The 17,026-nt window shown below is 57.1% G+C and carries 13 protein-coding genes and 1 pseudogene; 8 read left to right on the top strand and 6 right to left on the bottom strand.

Annotated features, from left to right (window positions below; translation table 11 throughout):
* Window positions 1-293 precede the first annotated feature (293 nt).
* Window positions 294-935 carry a cysteine hydrolase family protein gene (locus AC2FH6_RS08590; RefSeq protein WP_271950264.1) on the bottom strand — a complete coding sequence of 214 codons (642 nt, stop codon included), beginning with the start codon at window positions 933-935 and terminating at the stop codon, window positions 294-296.
* Window positions 936-1,080: 145 nt separating this feature from the next.
* On the opposite strand from AC2FH6_RS08590, the gene AC2FH6_RS08585 reads away from it, so the two are divergent.
* The 8 genes and pseudogenes from AC2FH6_RS08585 to AC2FH6_RS08550 all read left to right on the top strand — a co-directional run bounded on the left by AC2FH6_RS08585 (window position 1,081) and on the right by AC2FH6_RS08550 (window position 9,408).
* A complete protein-coding gene (locus AC2FH6_RS08585; RefSeq protein ID WP_496702099.1) occupies window positions 1,081-1,929 on the top strand; it encodes a MurR/RpiR family transcriptional regulator in 849 nt (282 codons plus the stop codon).
* Window positions 1,926-3,230, top strand: coding sequence for a glutamine synthetase family protein (locus AC2FH6_RS08580; RefSeq protein ID WP_496702098.1), 1,305 nt, complete (start codon window positions 1,926-1,928; stop codon window positions 3,228-3,230). The genes AC2FH6_RS08585 and AC2FH6_RS08580 overlap by 4 nt, the downstream gene beginning before the upstream one ends.
* Window positions 3,230-3,999 (top strand): annotated as a pseudogene (locus tag AC2FH6_RS08575) (Rossmann-fold NAD(P)-binding domain-containing protein). Before AC2FH6_RS08580 ends, AC2FH6_RS08575 begins: the two are co-directional and overlap by 1 nt.
* Window positions 3,996-4,766, top strand: a complete 771-nt coding sequence (locus AC2FH6_RS08570; RefSeq protein WP_496690888.1) for an N-formylglutamate amidohydrolase — start codon at window positions 3,996-3,998, stop codon at window positions 4,764-4,766. The pseudogene AC2FH6_RS08575 and the gene AC2FH6_RS08570 overlap by 4 nt, the downstream one beginning before the upstream one ends.
* The gene (locus AC2FH6_RS08565) at window positions 4,763-6,643 is read left to right on the top strand and encodes a branched-chain amino acid ABC transporter ATP-binding protein/permease (protein ID WP_496702097.1); all 1,881 of its coding nucleotides are present in this window, start codon (window positions 4,763-4,765) and stop codon (window positions 6,641-6,643) included. The genes AC2FH6_RS08570 and AC2FH6_RS08565 overlap by 4 nt, the downstream gene beginning before the upstream one ends.
* Window positions 6,640-7,791, top strand: coding sequence for an ABC transporter substrate-binding protein (locus AC2FH6_RS08560; RefSeq protein ID WP_496702096.1), 1,152 nt, complete (start codon window positions 6,640-6,642; stop codon window positions 7,789-7,791). The genes AC2FH6_RS08565 and AC2FH6_RS08560 overlap by 4 nt, the downstream gene beginning before the upstream one ends.
* A gap of 12 nt (window positions 7,792-7,803) precedes the next feature.
* Complete coding sequence (locus AC2FH6_RS08555) at window positions 7,804-8,517, top strand: ABC transporter ATP-binding protein (RefSeq protein ID WP_496702094.1); 714 nt, start codon at window positions 7,804-7,806, stop codon at window positions 8,515-8,517.
* Between the two features lie 3 nt (window positions 8,518-8,520).
* Entirely contained in the window at window positions 8,521-9,408 is an 888-nt protein-coding gene (locus tag AC2FH6_RS08550; protein WP_496690891.1) for a branched-chain amino acid ABC transporter permease, read from the top strand.
* 329 nt (window positions 9,409-9,737) lie between these two features.
* Here the strand turns inward: AC2FH6_RS08550 and AC2FH6_RS08545 are convergent, their stop codons facing one another.
* From AC2FH6_RS08545 to ftsZ, 5 genes are all read right to left on the bottom strand, one after another.
* Window positions 9,738-11,423, bottom strand: a complete 1,686-nt coding sequence (locus AC2FH6_RS08545) for a chloride channel protein (RefSeq protein ID WP_142635018.1) — start codon at window positions 11,421-11,423, stop codon at window positions 9,738-9,740.
* A gap of 81 nt (window positions 11,424-11,504) precedes the next feature.
* Entirely contained in the window at window positions 11,505-13,154 is a 1,650-nt protein-coding gene (recN, locus tag AC2FH6_RS08540) for a DNA repair protein RecN (RefSeq protein WP_496702091.1), read from the bottom strand.
* A 35-nt stretch (window positions 13,155-13,189) separates the two neighbouring features.
* The gene (locus AC2FH6_RS08535) at window positions 13,190-14,032 is read right to left on the bottom strand and encodes an outer membrane protein assembly factor BamD (protein WP_142635022.1); all 843 of its coding nucleotides are present in this window, start codon (window positions 14,030-14,032) and stop codon (window positions 13,190-13,192) included.
* Window positions 14,033-14,158: 126 nt separating this feature from the next.
* Window positions 14,159-15,079, bottom strand: coding sequence for a UDP-3-O-acyl-N-acetylglucosamine deacetylase (gene lpxC, locus AC2FH6_RS08530; protein ID WP_185956629.1), 921 nt, complete (start codon window positions 15,077-15,079; stop codon window positions 14,159-14,161).
* A gap of 212 nt (window positions 15,080-15,291) precedes the next feature.
* On the bottom strand, window positions 15,292-16,899 hold the full coding sequence (gene ftsZ / locus AC2FH6_RS08525) for a cell division protein FtsZ (protein WP_282027540.1): 1,608 nt from the start codon (window positions 16,897-16,899) through the stop codon (window positions 15,292-15,294).
* Window positions 16,900-17,026 lie beyond the last annotated feature (127 nt).

Raw genomic sequence — 17,026 nt, 5'->3', positions numbered from 1 at the left:
CCGTGACCACTTATGTAGCCTTTTTAGTATGTCACTCTGAAACTGGCATTCGCTGCATCAAGGAAAACATGTGGTGAGGGCAGATAATGCTCGGACGTTTTACCGAAAAGTGTGGATTTGTCTCTGATCTCACATGCTGTTTTGAGTGTGCCTCGCCAAATATTTCTGAGCGATTTTTTGGATGATGACAGGTTGAACTGACGCGCAGGGAAAAATCGGAATTTGGCGAGAAAACGGGTGTGGATAACGCCTGAGACGCGCCGCCAAACGGATCGGCTGGGCGCCTCACCGACCTAGCCACGACCGATTTCGTCAAGCAATTCGGCTGTCGTCACCTGACGGCAGTAGCCTTTGATCGTTTGCAGGGAATTGTCGTGACGCTCTTGCGTGTAGGTCATGCAGGCATCCGTCACTTGGGTGACCAGATAGCCCAGATCACAGGCATCGCGAATTGCGCTTTCGACGCATTGATCGGTCACGATCCCTGCCAGCACCAATTGCTTTATGCCGAGATTGCGCAGCACGTAATCTATGTGGGTCGAGACAAAGACTGAGGACGAAGATTTTGGAAACACGATCTCATCATCGGCTGGTGCCAGTTCGTCGATCACCTTGCCGTCCCAGGATCCTTTGGGCACGTTGAAGCCCGTGATTTTGTAATCCAGAGATCTGTCGCGCCCGTCTTTGGTCAGACTTTCAATCGTTGTGTAAAGAACCTCGATTCCCGCCGCGCGAAATCCCTTTTGCAAGGCTTGCATATTAGGTACGATACTGGATTTCAGCTGCTCAAAAAACCAGCCAAACTTTGCGTCAAACTCGGCATTTGTCAGCCCTTCGAATTCGGCACCATCCCTGTGGGCTGCAAAGTTCTGCACGTCAATAAACAGCAATCCCGATTGGTCATATTCTAGTGGAAGATCGCGGGTCAATTCCATGTCTGTCTCTGCTTTCAAATGTTTGCCCAAGAGGTCTAATTTTATGAATGAGGGCGATCATGACGTCCATACTAAAAGAAAATAAAATTCCAAAGTCAATTCAATTTAGATTGACAGAAAATATTTTTCCACCACCATATAGCGCATGTTGATCAGAGACCGCATCGAAAACGCAGCCGATATGCTAACCAGCGGAGAGCGCAAACTTGCTGCAGCTATCCTGTCGGATTACCCATTTGCTGGCCTTTCCTCGATCCAGGAGCTGGCAAAACACGCCGAGGTGTCACCGCCTTCAATCTCACGGTTTGTTACCAAGATTGGACTTGATGGATATCAGGATTTCCAACGTGATCTTATCGCGGAATTGAAAGAAGGGCACCGCTCGCCTGTTCAACTCCACCAGGCGGAACGGCCCGTTCATGGGAGATATCTGAAGGACTTTATTTCCAAATCGGCCAGCCAGATGGCCATGGCGGCTGATGCTATCACCGAAGATCAGTTTAACCAGATCTGCACCCTTCTGACCGACCCGAAACGCAGCGTTTACGTGCTGGGTGGCCGGATCAGCGATACGATCGCCAAGCATCTTTCGTTCCACCTGCGTCAGATCCGCAAGGATGTGTTTCATCTGCCTGATACGCCTGAAGGCTGGCCAGAATATCTGTTGCGGATGCGGCCCGGGGATATCCTTTATGCTGTTGATTTTCGCCGCTACCAACCGGCGCTGGAGCAGCTGTCGCTTGTTGCCTCACGCGATCGGAATGCCCGTGTGATCCTGATGACGGACAAATGGATTTCACCGATTGCCAAACACGCCCATGAGGTCATGCCGGTGCCAATTGATAGCGGCACCTTGTGGGATACTTACTCGGCGGCTCTCTCGGTGACCGAGGCCATCGTGACGCGGATTGCCGAGGACAACTGGGAACAGACCCGAGACCGCATCAAGGCCTGGGATGCTTTGCGCTTTACTCAAGAGGAAAATGAAAAATGACCCTGCCGCTAATTTTTGCTGCCATATCCGATGTTGCCGGAAAGGTGCGCGGCAAAGCCTTTCCCGCTGATCAGTTGGAAAAACGGCTGGTGCGGGGGGTCGGCTGGACCCCTACCAATGTGCAGATCACCTGTTTCGACATAATCGCTGACAGCCCGTTCGGCGCGCTAGGTGATTTGCTTTTGATTCCCGATGCAAACGCAGAGGCCCGGGCGACATTTGGAGATGTGACCGAGCATTTCCTGATGGGCGATGTCGTCACGCTTGACGGGGATCCTTGGGCCTTTTGTACGCGCGCTATCCTCAAATCCGCGCTGAAGCGCCTGCATGATGTGGCGGGCATTCATCTGATCTCGGCGTTCGAGCACGAGTTTCAACTGAAAAGCCCACCGGCGGTGGAAAATCAGGGATACGGACGCGAAGGGTTCGAGATTCAGCGGAAGCTTTGCGAAGTGCTGATGGCGACACTCGCCGAAAACGGGCTTGAACCAGACAGTATCATGAAGGAATTCGGCCCCAATCAATACGAGGTCGTTATCGGCCCTGCCAAGGGTGTGCGCTCGGCAGATGAGGCGGTAATCCTGCGCGAGCTTACTCGCTCGGCAGCGCGTCATCTGGGTGAGGCCGCAACCTTTACGCCAATCCGCGATGTGGCGAGCGTCGGCAATGGCGTTCATATCCACATGAGCTTTGTCGACGATGCCGGCGAGCCGGTCACATTTGATGCAAGCGGCCCCTGCGGGATGTCCAGACTTACTGATGGGTTCGCTGCTGGCGTGCTAAAATACCTGCCTAACATTTTAGCGCTGACGGCACCGTCTGTCGTGTCATACGAACGCCTTACTCCGCACCGGTGGTCGGCTGCGTATAACAATCTCGGGTTCCGAGACCGCGAGGCCTCGTTGAGGGTCTGCCCTGTGACGGCAAAGGACCCCGCTTCAATCGCCAGACAATTCAACATTGAATACCGAGCGGCGGATGCAGCGGCGTCGCCTTACCTGGCTTTGGCCGCTGTTGTACATGCTGGTGTTCAGGGGATCGAAGATGGGCTGAAAGCGCCTGCGCCGACCGAGGAAGACCTGTCGCTTCTGTCAGCGGACGATCTCACGGCGCGTGGATTTGTGCGCCTGCCCGAAACGCTTGAGGCCGCCCTCGAGGCGTTTCAGGCGGATACGACCGTCACCAGTTGGTTCGGACCAGATTTCGCGAGCGTCTACGCCGCCCATAAGGCTGCAGAAATCGACGCGGTAAAAGACATGGACACAGCACAGAAATGCGCCGCGTATGAAGGAACATACTGATGAGTGCGCCCTCTGACAGAGCATTGGTTCCATTTGTCAGCGTCGAAAACATGCGGGACCTGGTCCACAAGCATGGCCTACGGGACTGCCTTGCGGAATTGGCCAATATGATCGAAGCCGATTTCAAACGCTGGCCGGTATTTGACAAGACACCGCGCGTTGCGTCCCATTCTAAGGTCGGTGTGATTGAACTCATGCCAACCTCTGATGGTGTGGATCACACCTTCAAATCCGTGAACGGGCACCCATCGAACACCAAGGTCGGCCTGCAAACCCTAACCGCCGTTGGTGTGCTGGACTCTGTTGATACCGGCTATCGACGACTCATTTCTGAAATGACCCTTCTGACGGCGCTTCGCACGGTGGCAACATCGGCGATGGTGACGCGTATACTGGCCCCCAAATCAGCTAAAACCGCTGCGAGTATCGGCTACAGGATATTCTGATGCGCAATGACATTTCTGTAGAGTACGCAAAACAGGCGCGCATCGAGGGCGATATCCAGCAACTCGACCCGGATCACGCGGTCAACGAACTGTGGCAGGTTCTAACCGGTTCTAAAAAGGGACGAACCTCCGAAGATCAGATCACGGTTTTTGATGGTGTTGGCTTTGTGGTCGAGGATTTCTCGGCCACACGCTGGCTGCATCAAAAAGCGACTGACGGCGCCCCAAGCAAAATGCTGGATCTGATTGCCGACCCGCACGATCCCAAGGATCTGCTCGGTATGATAAGACGATACACACACCGTGCGGTCCAAGCTGCATGAATTTGTGTACTCATACCTTATTGGGGCCGAACGATCCTGCGCCGATTGACGTCGTTAATGCGGATAGCACGTCGGAGATCGTGCTGCTGTGTGAGCATGCAGGCAATGCGGTCCCCGAGATGCTTGGAGATTTGGGCGTCCACCGCGACGTCATTGAAAGCCACCGCGGCTGGGACATTGGTGCTCAGAATGTAGCGCGCCAGTTGGCTGAACAGTTGAACGCGCCTCTCGTCGTCCAAAATTACTCACGGCTGGTATTTGACTGTAACCGTCCCCCTGACAGCCCCTTGGCGGTCCCTGCGATCAGCGACCAGGTTGAGGTGCCGGGGAACAGCGCGATCACCGAATTGAGCCGGGCCATGCGTGTCGATGAAATCTTCCGACCTATGGATGCAGAGTTGAATCGGCTCTTTGCCAACCGTCCGCGTCGTGCCGCGTTTTCGATCCATTCCTTTACACCGCATCTCGATGGCAAGGACCGGCCTTGGCAGGCAGGCTTTTTAAGCCGCGGTACAGGCGGTGCTGCCAAAGCATTGATGGCACATATCGCGCAGCGCCGCCCTGACATGACCTTTGCGTTGAACAAGCCCTATCAGATCGAAACTGAGGGCGATTGGTTTATTCCAGCGCATGCAGAACCCCGTGAGCTTGTGCATTGCCTGATTGAAATTCGAAACGATCAAATCCGCGAACAATCGCAAGTCGGGCTGTGGGCGGATCTGCTGGCAGACGCAATCCTTACAGCAGTAGGGGACATTCCCTCATGAGCATCGCCCCCCTTCATACACATCCCGGACGCTTGCGGGCGTCCAACTTGCTCCGGACGGCGGCGGCGGTTGCTGTGCTGCTGGCTGTGGTGCTTGGGCTGACGTTGATTTTTGGACGCACTGGCGAGCGGATTGCTGTACAGATGTGTGTCAATGTGGTCGCCGTAGTGGCCCTTGCGATTTATTGCGGCAACACGGGCATTGTGTCTTTCGGGCATGGCGCGTTTTTGGCGCTAGGCGCTTATCTGTCAGGCATTCTCACCATGCCTGCTGCTCTTCAACGTTCTGCCCTACCGGATCTACCGTCATTTCTGGCAGGCCATGAAGTAACGATCTGGGTGTCGCTGCCGGTGGTCGCCCTTGCGGGACTTGCCTTTGCAGCTTTAACCGGAAGCGCCATCGCTCGGCTTGTGGGTGCGTCTGCCACGATTGCCACGCTTGGCCTGCTGATCATCGCCCATGGCGTGGCCATCGCCGCACGCGAAATCACACGCGGCAGCCAGACGTTTTACGGTGTGCCAAGGGTGACAGATCTGGTTCTGGCCCTCGGCGCGGCCACGGTCGCAATCCTGCTGGCCCGTTGGTATCGCGAAAGCCGTTTGGGCCTGTTTTCCCGCGCGGCCCGTGACGATGAGGATGCCGCAACAGCACTTGGCATCAATGCCCGACGCACAAGATTCATCGCTTGGTGTGCCTCTGGTACCATGGCGACAGTCGCAGGTGCACTTTACGGGCATATGCTAGGGGCATTTTCACCCGCATCCTTCTACCTTGGGCTCGTCTTTGCGCAGGTGGTCATGATGATTGTCGGCGGAATGTCATCGGTTGGCGGCGCAGTGGTCGGGGTGATCGCGGTGACGCTGCTGCAGGACACTGTGCGCCAGTTCGAAGGCGGCTCAACTGTGCTTGGCGTCACCTTGCCCGAGGTCTTTGGCCTGACGACGATTGTCCTGGGGCTTGCCATCCTGCTGGTGATCTGGGCGCGACCTCAGGGTCTGGTCGGAGGCTTTGAACTTGGCCCTGGCGCCGATGCAAATCTGCTCGGGCGCCTGAAGTCCCGAGTAACTCCTGCGCGCACGCCCGAGCCCGTCGTCCCAGCCACGCTGAAAGCATCAAACCTGTCAAAAAGTTTCGCAGGCGTCAAAGCCGTAAGAGACGTCAGTTTCGAAGCTCCGACTGGGCGCATCACTGGCCTGATTGGCCCCAACGGTGCTGGCAAGTCCACGCTTGTTAACTTGCTGACACGCGCCTATCAGGCGGACACCGGTTCTGCGCATATGGGCGAGGTTGATCTGACCCGTGTCTCGCATCACAAAGTGCCAGGCTTTGGTGTCTCGCGTAGCTTCCAGAACTTGCGCCTGTTCAGCGGTCTGACAGCCTATGAAAATGTTCTTGTTGCCGCTTTGGCCGCAGGTCACGACCGCAAGACTGCCGCGGCTATCACCCTGCGTGAACTGGATGCCTTTGATCTTGAGGAAGTCGCCGGGTATCGCGCCGACAGCCTGCCATATGGTGCCCGCAAGCGCCTGGAAATCGCCCGCGCTTTGGCACAAGACCCGAAGATTCTTTTACTGGATGAACCGGCCGCTGGCATGAATCCCGGCGAAACAGATGACCTGGCTGATCGGCTGATTAAGGTCGGCAAAACACGCGGCCTCGGTGTCCTTCTGATCGATCATGACCTGAGGTTCGTGAACCGCCTGTCGGACTGGATCGTGGTGATGCACCAAGGTGGCGTCATCGCGCAAGGCACGCCTGAAGACGTGCGCGCAAATCCCAAAGTCATCGAGGCTTACATCGGCAAAGGGCGCACAGCCCAAAAAGCAGAAATTAGCGAAACCAACCGAAGTCAACCAACAGAGGTAGCAATAAAATGATACGTAATGCCCTTCTTCTTTCAACAGCAGTTATCACCGGCCTGGCTGGAACAGCGATGGCTGAGAATTATAAAATCGGCGTAATGTCCGCGCAATCGGGCTATCTGGCCCCCTATGACGGACCCGCCTATGCCGGGTTCCAGTTCTGCATTGACGAAATGAACGCCAAGGGGGGCCTGAACGGCACAACACCTGTTGAGTTGATTGTGCGCGACACCCGGTCTGACATCGCCGAAGGCGTTAAAGTTGTACAGGAAATGATCGATGACGGCGCGCAGTTCATCGTGGCGTCAGCCGATGCCGATCCGACAATCGCCGCGGCCCAGATCACAGCGGCTGACAGCATCCCAACAATGACCTTTGCCGGAACAGCCCCGGTTCTGACGCAAGTCGGTGAACATGTCTTTGGCAGTTACCCCGCGGACAACCAACAGGCCGCCGTACTGGCAGGCCACGCACGCGAGCAAGGGTTCGAACGTGTCTGGCTCGTGAAATCCCCAGACAGTGCCTACACATTGGGTGGGCCCGAGTACTTTGGCGAGGCCTTCACATCGCTTGGTGGTGCCGTTGTCGGGGAAAGCAACTATTCGCTGAACCAGCCGGACTTTTCTGCCATCGTGACGACCATCAAGAATGCGGATACCACCCCGGACGTGATCGTCACATGGGCGTGGGAGCCTGATTTCCCTGCCTTCATCCGTGCGCTGCGCGGTGCCGGGGTTGATACCCAGGTGATGGGAGGTGACGTACTCGATTCACCAACCGTACGCGGCCTTGGTGATGTCGTCACAGGCGTAGCGCATACATCTGGTGGCTTCCCAGACGAAGGCTCTGCCTATGCCGATTTCATCGCGCGGTTCTCTGCTGCAAAGGGGATCACGCCTGACAACAATTACTACGTCAATGGCTGCGATATTGCGCATATGATCGAGGATGCTGTCGCAGCGGCTGGCACGACAGACCCTGCTGCCGTGACTGCCGCAATGGCCGGCATTGAGAATGGTGAGGGTATCATGTCCAACTTCACTTTCGCGGGGACCGACCGGATGCCTCTGCGTGATGTTGTGGTCGCACGGATTACCGATGCAGGCGAAAAAGAGTTTGTCCTGCGCACCTCAGCTGATCCCGCAATCCTGCCACAGCCGTAAGGTCTGAACCCAATGGAAACAGCACTCGATATCCAAGGCTTGCACGTCCGCTATGGCCCAATCCGCGCGGTTCAGGGCATTGACCTGATCGTCCCCAAAGGCGGCATAACGGCGCTTTTAGGGGCCAATGGCGCAGGCAAGACAACGACAGTCATGGCCATCGCAGGTGCTTTGCCCGTGGTATCGGGCGCTGTTTCCCTTTTTGGCAAGGATATGACAGGGGCCGCACCCGACGCCATTGTGCGGGCGGGTGTGGCCATCTCACCGGAAGGACGCCGCGTGTTTGCGCAGCTGACGGTCGAAGAAAATCTTGTGCTGGCCGGATCAATTCTGGGCGACGAGAAGCTCAGCGCCAAACGTTTGGCCGAGATGAAAGAGCGTTTCCCGATCCTGGGCGAACGCCGCCGTCAGATGGCGGGGCTTTTGTCGGGGGGCGAACAACAGATGCTGGCGGTGGGACGTGCCTTGATGAGCGGACCGCGCTTGCTGTTGCTGGACGAACCGTCGCTTGGTCTTGCGCCGCAGGTCGTGGATCAGATTTTCGACATCGTAGAAGAATTGAAAGCCGACGGTATTTCAGTGCTTCTGGTCGAGCAAAACGCGGCTCTTGCCCTGGACATTGCCGATCATGCTGTCGTGCTGGCGAATGGCGCTGTTGCCGCTGCCGGTGCACCGTCGGAACTAGCAAATGACGCGGTCTTGCAATCCGCATATCTGGCGGCTTGAGCGATGGATGTTCTTCTTCAACAAATGATCAACGCGCTTAGCCTTGGGGGAATTTATGCGATGCTGGCCCTGGGGCTGGCGATTGTGTTCTCTATTGTGCGATTGATCAATTTCGCGCATGGCGAAATCATGACGTTCGGGGGCTATGGCATCTTTCTGGCCATGAGCTTTGGCCTGCCGCCGATCGCCGCTCTTGTTGTCGGGCTTGGCGCTTCTGTGTTCATGGCCATGGCAATGGAGCGTACAGCGTTTCGCGCCATGCGCGGCGCGGATGTCGTTGCACTTTTGATCACATCTTTCGCGGTATCCGAGATCCTCAAAGTTCTGTTCCAGAACGGAATTTCCGCCAGACCCGTCCCGATCTCTTTTCCAGCGTCATGGTCTGGCACGTATCATATCGGCCAGACGACATTTGGCATTATCCCGACCGTATCAATCATCGTAACATTTTCAGCCCTTGCAGGCCTGACATTCGTGTTGCGGCGCACAACGATTGGCATGGCCATGCGCGCCGCTGCCGAAGATATCGAGATGCTCAAACTGCTGGGTATCAAGGCCAACCGGGTCGTTGCTGTGGCTTTTGCCCTGTCAGGGCTACTTGCGGGTATTGCCGCTGTCATCTGGACGGCACAACGCGGGTCAGTGGATCCACTGATGGGATTTTTCCCCGTTCTCAAGGCCTTCATTGCGACCGTACTTGGGGGTTTGGGCAGCTTGGGCGGCGCTGTCCTTGGTGGGTTCATCGTCGGCGGGCTGGAGGTTCTGCTACAGGCTTTCCTGCCAGACAGTCTGGCCCCATACCGGGATGCAATGGTTCTGGCCTCAGTCATCTTGTTGTTGCTGTTACGCCCGGATGGCCTCCTTCCAGCGGCGAATGCCAACAGATCGTAAGGAGCGGTGTTGGCGCAAAGTTCATCACTCGCTCGGATTGTTGCCCTCAGAGCGCGATGACAGACAAAGAGTGTGCAAATCGGATTCTGCGGAAATTGAATCTAACTTCCAAAATCAGACATTGGCGCAGCCGCCGCGGAATTGGGCTGTGCCACACTGCCGTTCTTTGACCAGATACCGACAAAAGTCCGCAATAGAATCGTACACATGAGCCTCGGGATTTCGACTGGCCACGCCCGGCAGGTGCAGATCCAAAGATCGTATCGCGTCAATGCCTCGCCTGTTTCAAGGAACAAGATGGACAAAGACCAATGTTCCAGGGGCCTCTGTTATGAATGTTCTTCTGCAGCCGTGGCTGCCAACGCGCGGTTATAGGCCTTTAGCGCATCAATATGGTAGAGCGTACCGACTGGCGTCTCAGCTCCGTCATTACCGCTCACCACCACCGGTATGCAGAGGATTTCGTCTCGGTCGAAGAACGGCATCGCCGCCTCAAGTGTAGCGCTTGCTTGAACAAAAAGACCCTGATCAATCAAAACCTGTGCTTCTTCCCGGGTGATTGAACGTGCATCGCCAAGCGGTCGCATCACTGCGCCTGCGCGCAACATTGCCAGAAGATAGGCTTGTGGCCCCGCGGCCAGATGCACATTGCGCCGTTCCAGTTGTGTCAGGAAGAAGGATCGATCCACGAGGCGCGAAGCCAGCGCCGTGGACATTGAAACCGACACCATCACCGCCAGACCGATCTGCCAATCTCCGGTCAGTTCAAAGACAATCATCGTGGTCGAAATCGGGGCACCAAGCACGGCAGCGGCCACCGCGCCCATCCCGGCAAATGCGTAGAGGGTATGGGTACCCGATACATCGGGCAGCAAACCCGTTGCAATCAACCCGAATGCCAACCCGGTTAACGCACCTATCATCAGCGAGGGTGAAAACACACCGCCACCCATACGTCCCCCCATCGTGATCGCAACAGCCACAGTTTTGATGATTGCGAACAGGATGGCGGTTGTCAGAACCAAATCTCCGGCCAGAGCCCGGATCGTGGTTTCGTATCCAACGCCGATGATGTGGGGAAACCAGATCGCGATCAGTCCCAACATTGCGCCTGATACAGCAGGACGCAGCCATCCGGGCAAGGACAGCCGGCTTTGAATGTGATTGCCAATATCTTCTGCAAAAAAGATCGACCGCATCAGAAGCAAGGCCACCAACCCGCAGATCAACCCAAGGATCAGAAACGCGGGCAGCTCGACATAGAATTGCAGTGATCCGGGCGTATCCAGAGTGAATTCGGTCACGTCGCCGTATTCCAGCCGGTTAATCACCGTCCCGGCGACCGAAGCGATAACGATGGGCGCAAAAGCATGCACCGCGAAATGGCGCAACACCACCTCAAGTGCGAACAAAGCACCGGCAATGGGTGAGTTGAAACTGGCCGAAACTGCCGCCGCCACCGCACATCCCAGCAAATCACGCCCGGTAATTCCGTCGGCATGGATACGATTACTGACCCAGGTCGAGATCACGCCTGCCATATGCACAACCGGCCCTTCTCGACCCGTGGACCCACCTGTGCTGAGCGTAATCAGCGAGGAGAAAAAAGACGCGATACCCGCCTTGCCTTCGACCCGACCATCGGTGAGGGCAGCGCCTTCGATTACGTCGGCAACTGAACGCACGCGCCCGTCATCGGTATACCGGTGCAGGATGATGCCAACGATAAGACCGCCGATGATCGGTGTGATCAGGATCAGGAACCAGGGTAGCTTTTCCACATGGCTGTGCAGTAACGAGATATCCCCGGTGTCGTAGACATAGGCCTGCAATGCCTGAATTGCCTTACGAAATCCCAATGCCATAAAGCCTGCGGCAATCCCAATCGCCAGCGCGATGAACCAGAACTGGATTTGGCTGGGCCCGCGCCTGCGCATCACCCGCCACGCGTCCTTCATCGCGGCCAGAGCCTGGTTGAGCTGGTTGCGCAGAACGGTGCGGGTTGACTGGGTCATTTGCCCTCGGGGGATCAGAATACACCCCTTACTAAGCCACGGAGGGCACGGTTAAAAGCCGGATCGCGTGTCTGTGAGGGCCTATGCGTCCAGAAGAGCACGGGCAGCGGCGCGCGCTTCGTCCGTGATCGTGTCTCCGGCGACCATCCTGGCGATCTCGTCCACCCGGTCGGCCTGGGCCAAGGGCACCACGGTCGACAGAGTTTGCCCATCGGTCACATGTTTCTGAACACGCCAGTGATAGGCGGCACGTGCGGCGACCTGCGGGGAATGCGTCACGACCAATACCTGCCCGCCCTGCGCGAGCGCAGCCAGACGCCTACCAACAGCATCCGCGGTCGCGCCGCCAACACCCCTGTCGATCTCATCAAAGATCATCGTGCGCGCGCTGTCATCGCCGGACAGACAGACCTTGAGCGCCAGCAAGAAGCGGCTCAGTTCACCGCCCGAGGCGATTTTGTTCAACGGTCCAGACGGTGCACCGGGGTTGGTGGCAACGGTGAACGCCACAGCATCCGCACCTTCGGGGCCGGGATCGGACGGGGTGATCTCGGTCTGGAACACAGCGCGTTCCATTTTCAGCGGTGCAAGCTCGGCCATCACAGCGGTGTCAAGTTCACCCGCTGCCCGTTGGCGCAGGCTACTGAGTGCTTCCGCAGCCTTGTGATAAACTGCCTGCGCAGTCTCAACCGCAAAGCGCCTGTCGGCCAGATCAGCGTCACCAGCATCCAAACGGTTCAGCCGCTCACGCAGGGTCTCCGCGAACCCACCCAAGTCGTCCGGGGCAACGTCATGCTTTCGGGCCAACGCACGAATGGCGAAAAGCCGTTCCTCGACTGCCTCCAGTTCAGCCGGATTGAAGTCCAGCACCTGAAGACTGGCATTAACGCCATCTTGCGCCTCGCCCAATTCGACCAGTGCACGCCCCAGTGCGGCAACAGGCTCTTCCAACTGCCCGCCTGCATTATCGGACACGCCTTCCAACCAGCGCAGAGCATCAGACATCGCGCCCTCGGCCCCATCGCTGCCAAGCAAGTCATAGGCACGGGCGACGTCATCGCGAATCCGCTCTGCCCCCTGCATCATGCGGCGCCTTGCATCCAGTTCGGCATCCTCGCCGGGCTGCGGATCAAGCTTATCAAGCTCAGTGACCGCATGGCGCAGAAATTCTTCCTCTGCCCGCATGGCAGCCAAGGCAGATTCGACCTCAGACAAAAGCTTGCGCGCACGCGACATCTCGGACCATGCAGAGCGCACAGTGGCCAGTTGCCCCCCTGCCTCGGCAAAATCATCCAGCATCGCGCGGTGGCCACGTGGGTTCAGCAGGCCGCGATCATCGTGCTGGCCATGCAGTTCCACCAGGGTTTCCGACAAGGCCCGCAGCACCTCGCCCGAGCAACGCCGGTCATTGACCCATGCGGTTTTCCGGCCCTCGGCTGTGTTCACGCGGCGCAGGATCAGCTCTTCGCCTCCGGGCAATCCGGCTTCGGCCAAAATCGCATGTGCGGGGTGGTTTTCGTGCAGCTCGAACTCGGCCACAACTTCGCCCTGAGCGGCCCCCTGACGCACCAGCTCTGCCCGCCCGCGCCAGCCCAGAACGAACCCAAGCGAATCCAGTAGGATCGACTTGCCTGCGCCGGTCTCGCCGGTCAACGCGTTCAATCCCGGCTGGAACGTCAGTTCCAACCGGTCGATGATCAGCATATCGCGGATATCAAGGGCGCGCAGCATCGGGTCTCAGCGTCCCACGCCTTTAGCCATGGCGATTACAACCACTGACCTTTGACGGTCTGGCGATAAATCGTGCTGAGCCAGTTGTTGCCGCGGCTTTTGAGTTTCAGCCCGCGAGAGGTCAGCAGCTTATAGCCAGCGTCATACCATTCCGAGGATTGGTAGTTGTAACCCAGAATTGCACCGGCCGATTGCGCCTCATCCACCAGACCCAACGAGAGATAGGCCTCGATCAGGCGATAGAGCGCTTCAGCGGTATGCGAAGTTGTCTGAAAATCCTCTACCACAACGCGGAACCGGTTGATCGCGGCAGTATAGTGATCCTGACGCAGATAATAACGTCCGATCTCCATTTCTTTGCCAGCCAGATGGTCAAAGGCCAGATCGAATTTCAACACGGCGGAGGTGGCATATTCGCTGTCCGGATAGACCTCGATCACCGTGCGCAATGACTGAAGCGCCTGGAACGTCAGGCCCTGATCGCGGCCCACCTCGTCAATCTGGTCATAATAGCTGAGTGCCAACAGATATTGGGCATAGGCCGCATCTTCGTCGGTTGGATAGAAATCTATATAGCGCTGTGCCGCTGCACGGCTTTCTTCGTAATTCTCATCTGCATGGTACGAAAACGCCTGCATGATCAGCGCGCGCTTTGCCCAGTCAGAGTAAGGGTAAAGACGTTCAACCTCTGAGAAGTACCACGCCGCATCGTCGGAACGATTCTCCGACAGCTCAAATTCCCCACGCGTGAAAATCTGTTCGGGGGTGAACCCTTCTAGGTTCTGATTGCGGTCAGCGCCCCCGCTGTTGCACGCTGTCAAAACTGCTGTCAGAAGTACCGCCCCTGCGAATCTGACCGCCGCTTTGGTGCCTATCATTCCGCCAATCCTTGTCGTCTTGCTTAATGGGAATACCCCGGTTTGGGCCTTGGTCTAGCACATAAAATTCCAGTGCAAAACGCCTTAGTAGGCCCTTTGGCGGATTTGTCAGCAGAGTGGAACCAATCAGGCGACTTCGGGGATTTCGTCCCAGACCAGACCCTGCCCGGGCAGACGCGCGGCCTGTTCGGGGGTACACAGGATCGGACGCACAGCACCGGGCGTTTCAAACAGCTTGCGCAGCAGCGTGTTTGTCATCGCATGACCAGACTTGTCGCCGGTGAAATGACCCAGAATCGGTCCACCCGCCAAATACAAGTCACCCAGAGCATCTAGCATCTTGTGACGCACTGCCTCGTCTGCGTGGCGAAGGCCACCCGGGGTCAGAACTTCGTCGCCCTGAACGACCACAGCATTTTCAAGCGTGCCGCCAAGAGCCAAGCCGTTCTCGCGCATCGCTTCGACGTCGGTACGACGGCAAAATGTCCGGCAATCACTAAGCTCGCGTGCAAAAGAGCCATTGCACATATCCAGCGTCTTAGTCTGACGACCAATGGCGCTGTCTTCAAAATCGATATGAAAATCGATAATCAAACCGTCCGCAGGCGCAATCGAAGCACTGGCACCCTCACGGGTTGCGGTCACAGGTTTAAGAACCTCATAGGCCAGGACCGGGCTTGCCTGACGACGCACGCCTTTCAACATGATGCCACGAACGAATTCAATCGAAGACCCGTCCATGATCGGCACCTCGGGGCCATCAATCTCGATCAGCGCATTGTGGACACCGCATCCAGCCAAAGCTGCCATGATATGCTCGACGGTGGAAACCGTAACGCCCGCTTCATTGACCAGTCGGGTACAAAGCGGGGTACGATCGACCACATCGTAGATTGCAGGGATCAACGCATTGCCCAGCTCGATATCCGTCCGTTTGAACCAGATGCCGTGGCCAGCAGCAGCCGGCTTCAGGATCATCGTCGCAGGCTTACCGCTGTGCAGCCCGAGGCCTGTAAACGTGATCGGAGATTTGAGCGTATGTTGCAAGTGTGACCTCGGTGAGTGGCGTCCGACCTGTGATGGCCGTGTTGGCATTCAACTAAGGAAGCAGGTCAAAAGGCTCAACTCACTCTTTGCAACCGAATGAAACATGAATGTGACAGGTCGGCAAAACCCTGCTCACATAGGGATAATGCACTGTTTTAAAATAAGAAAGGGCCGCCAAATGGCAGCCCCTCTTTAGTATATTGTTACCGCGATCAGTTGGCTTGACGGCGAAGGAAGGCCGGTATTTCGATCCGATCCTGCTCCGGGTCGTCCTCGACATGTGCAGGTGCCGTTGCGTCAGATTGGCGCAATACCGGCTGCTGGCGGGCCGGTTGCTGCGCCGGAGTATCGGCTGCGTGGCCGGTCATGCGATCAATCAGGCGGTTAAAACCAAACCGCGGGCGGTCGGCATCCCCATGACTATCGGAGACCTCCTGCGGCCGAGGCGCAGGATGACCTCTTTCAGCCGGAGGTACATTCTGGACGGCTGCCTGCAAGCGCCTCAGCGCTTCAGGTGATGGCGATCCTGCGGGTGCTTGCGGCTGAGGTGCAACAAAGCTTTCTGGGGCGTATTCGACCGGCTCGGGAGTCGGCTCGAATTCGGCCACGCGCGGCTGATAAGCCGGGGGTGGCAGGCCGTCATCATCCTGTTCTGCGCGCGGTTGGAACTGCGGTTCCATCGGCTCTTCAGTTGTTTCAAACAGCGAAGGTTCACGCGTTGGTTCGGGCTGAGGTTCAGGTTCGGCGCTTGCCGCCACTGACATTTCTTCCAGGGCCGCTTCCTCTGCAGAAACCGAACGGGTCAGCGGTGCCGACATCGAACGACGTGCGACAGGCACATCATCCTGCTTTTCGCTGGCGTCGATACCTGTTGCCACAACCGAAACGCGCATGCCGCCTTCCATTGCGGTATCCAGCGTGGAGCCGACGATGATATTCGCCTCAGGATCCACTTCCTCACGGATACGGTTTGCGGCTTCGTCCAGTTCGAACAGGGTCAGGTCGTGGCTGCCGGTGATGTTGATCAGAACGCCCTTGGCGCCCTTGAGGCTGATTTCATCCAACAGCGGGTTCGCGATGGCCTTCTCGGCGGCCTGAACCGCGCGATCTTCGCCGGTGGCTTCGCCCGTGCCCATCATCGCCTTGCCCATCTCGTCCATAACGGCGCGAACATCCGCGAAGTCGAGGTTGATCAGGCCCGGACGCACCATCAGGTCGGTCACGCCTTTGACACCCTGATACAGAACGTCATCCGCCATCGAAAACGCCTCGGTAAACGTGGTCTTTTCGTTGGCCAGACGGAACAGGTTCTGGTTTGGAATGATGATCAGCGTGTCGACAACGCGCTGCAAGGCTTCAACACCGTCTTCGGCCTGACGCATCCGCTTGGCGCCTTCGAACTGGAAAGGCTTGGTCACAACACCGACGGTCAAAACACCCAATTCACGCGCTGCCTGCGCGATGATCGGTGCGGCACCCGTGCCGGTGCCACCACCCATACCGGCCGTGATGAAGCACATATGCGCGCCTGCCAGATGGTCTACAATCTGCTCGATGCTTTCTTCGGCCGCTGCCGCACCCACTGTCGGACGCGCGCCCGCACCCAGACCTTCGGTGACTTTCACGCCTAGTTGAACTCGTGACGAAGACTGGCTTTGCTGCAGCGCCTGGGCATCGGTGTTGGCAACGACAAAATCGACACCGTCCAACTGTTTTTCAATCATGTTGTTGACGGCGTTACCGCCCGCTCCGCCAACGCCAAAAACTGTAATCCGAGGCTTCAGCTCGTCGTGCCCGGGCATCGAAAGATTCAATGTCATGCTTCTGTCCGCCTGTTTATATAACCCGCCAACGCGGTGTTTTTCTTACCTATCCACTAACAATCCTACCGATCCAAACGGCAAACGTCACGCCAAAAATCGCGAAAATCCACAAAATATGGAGGAA

This window comes from Ruegeria sp. CDSC045, assembly GCF_059610725.1.
The sequence above is the reverse complement of the archived record's forward strand: the minus strand, read 5'-3'. Positions and strand labels throughout refer to the sequence as shown.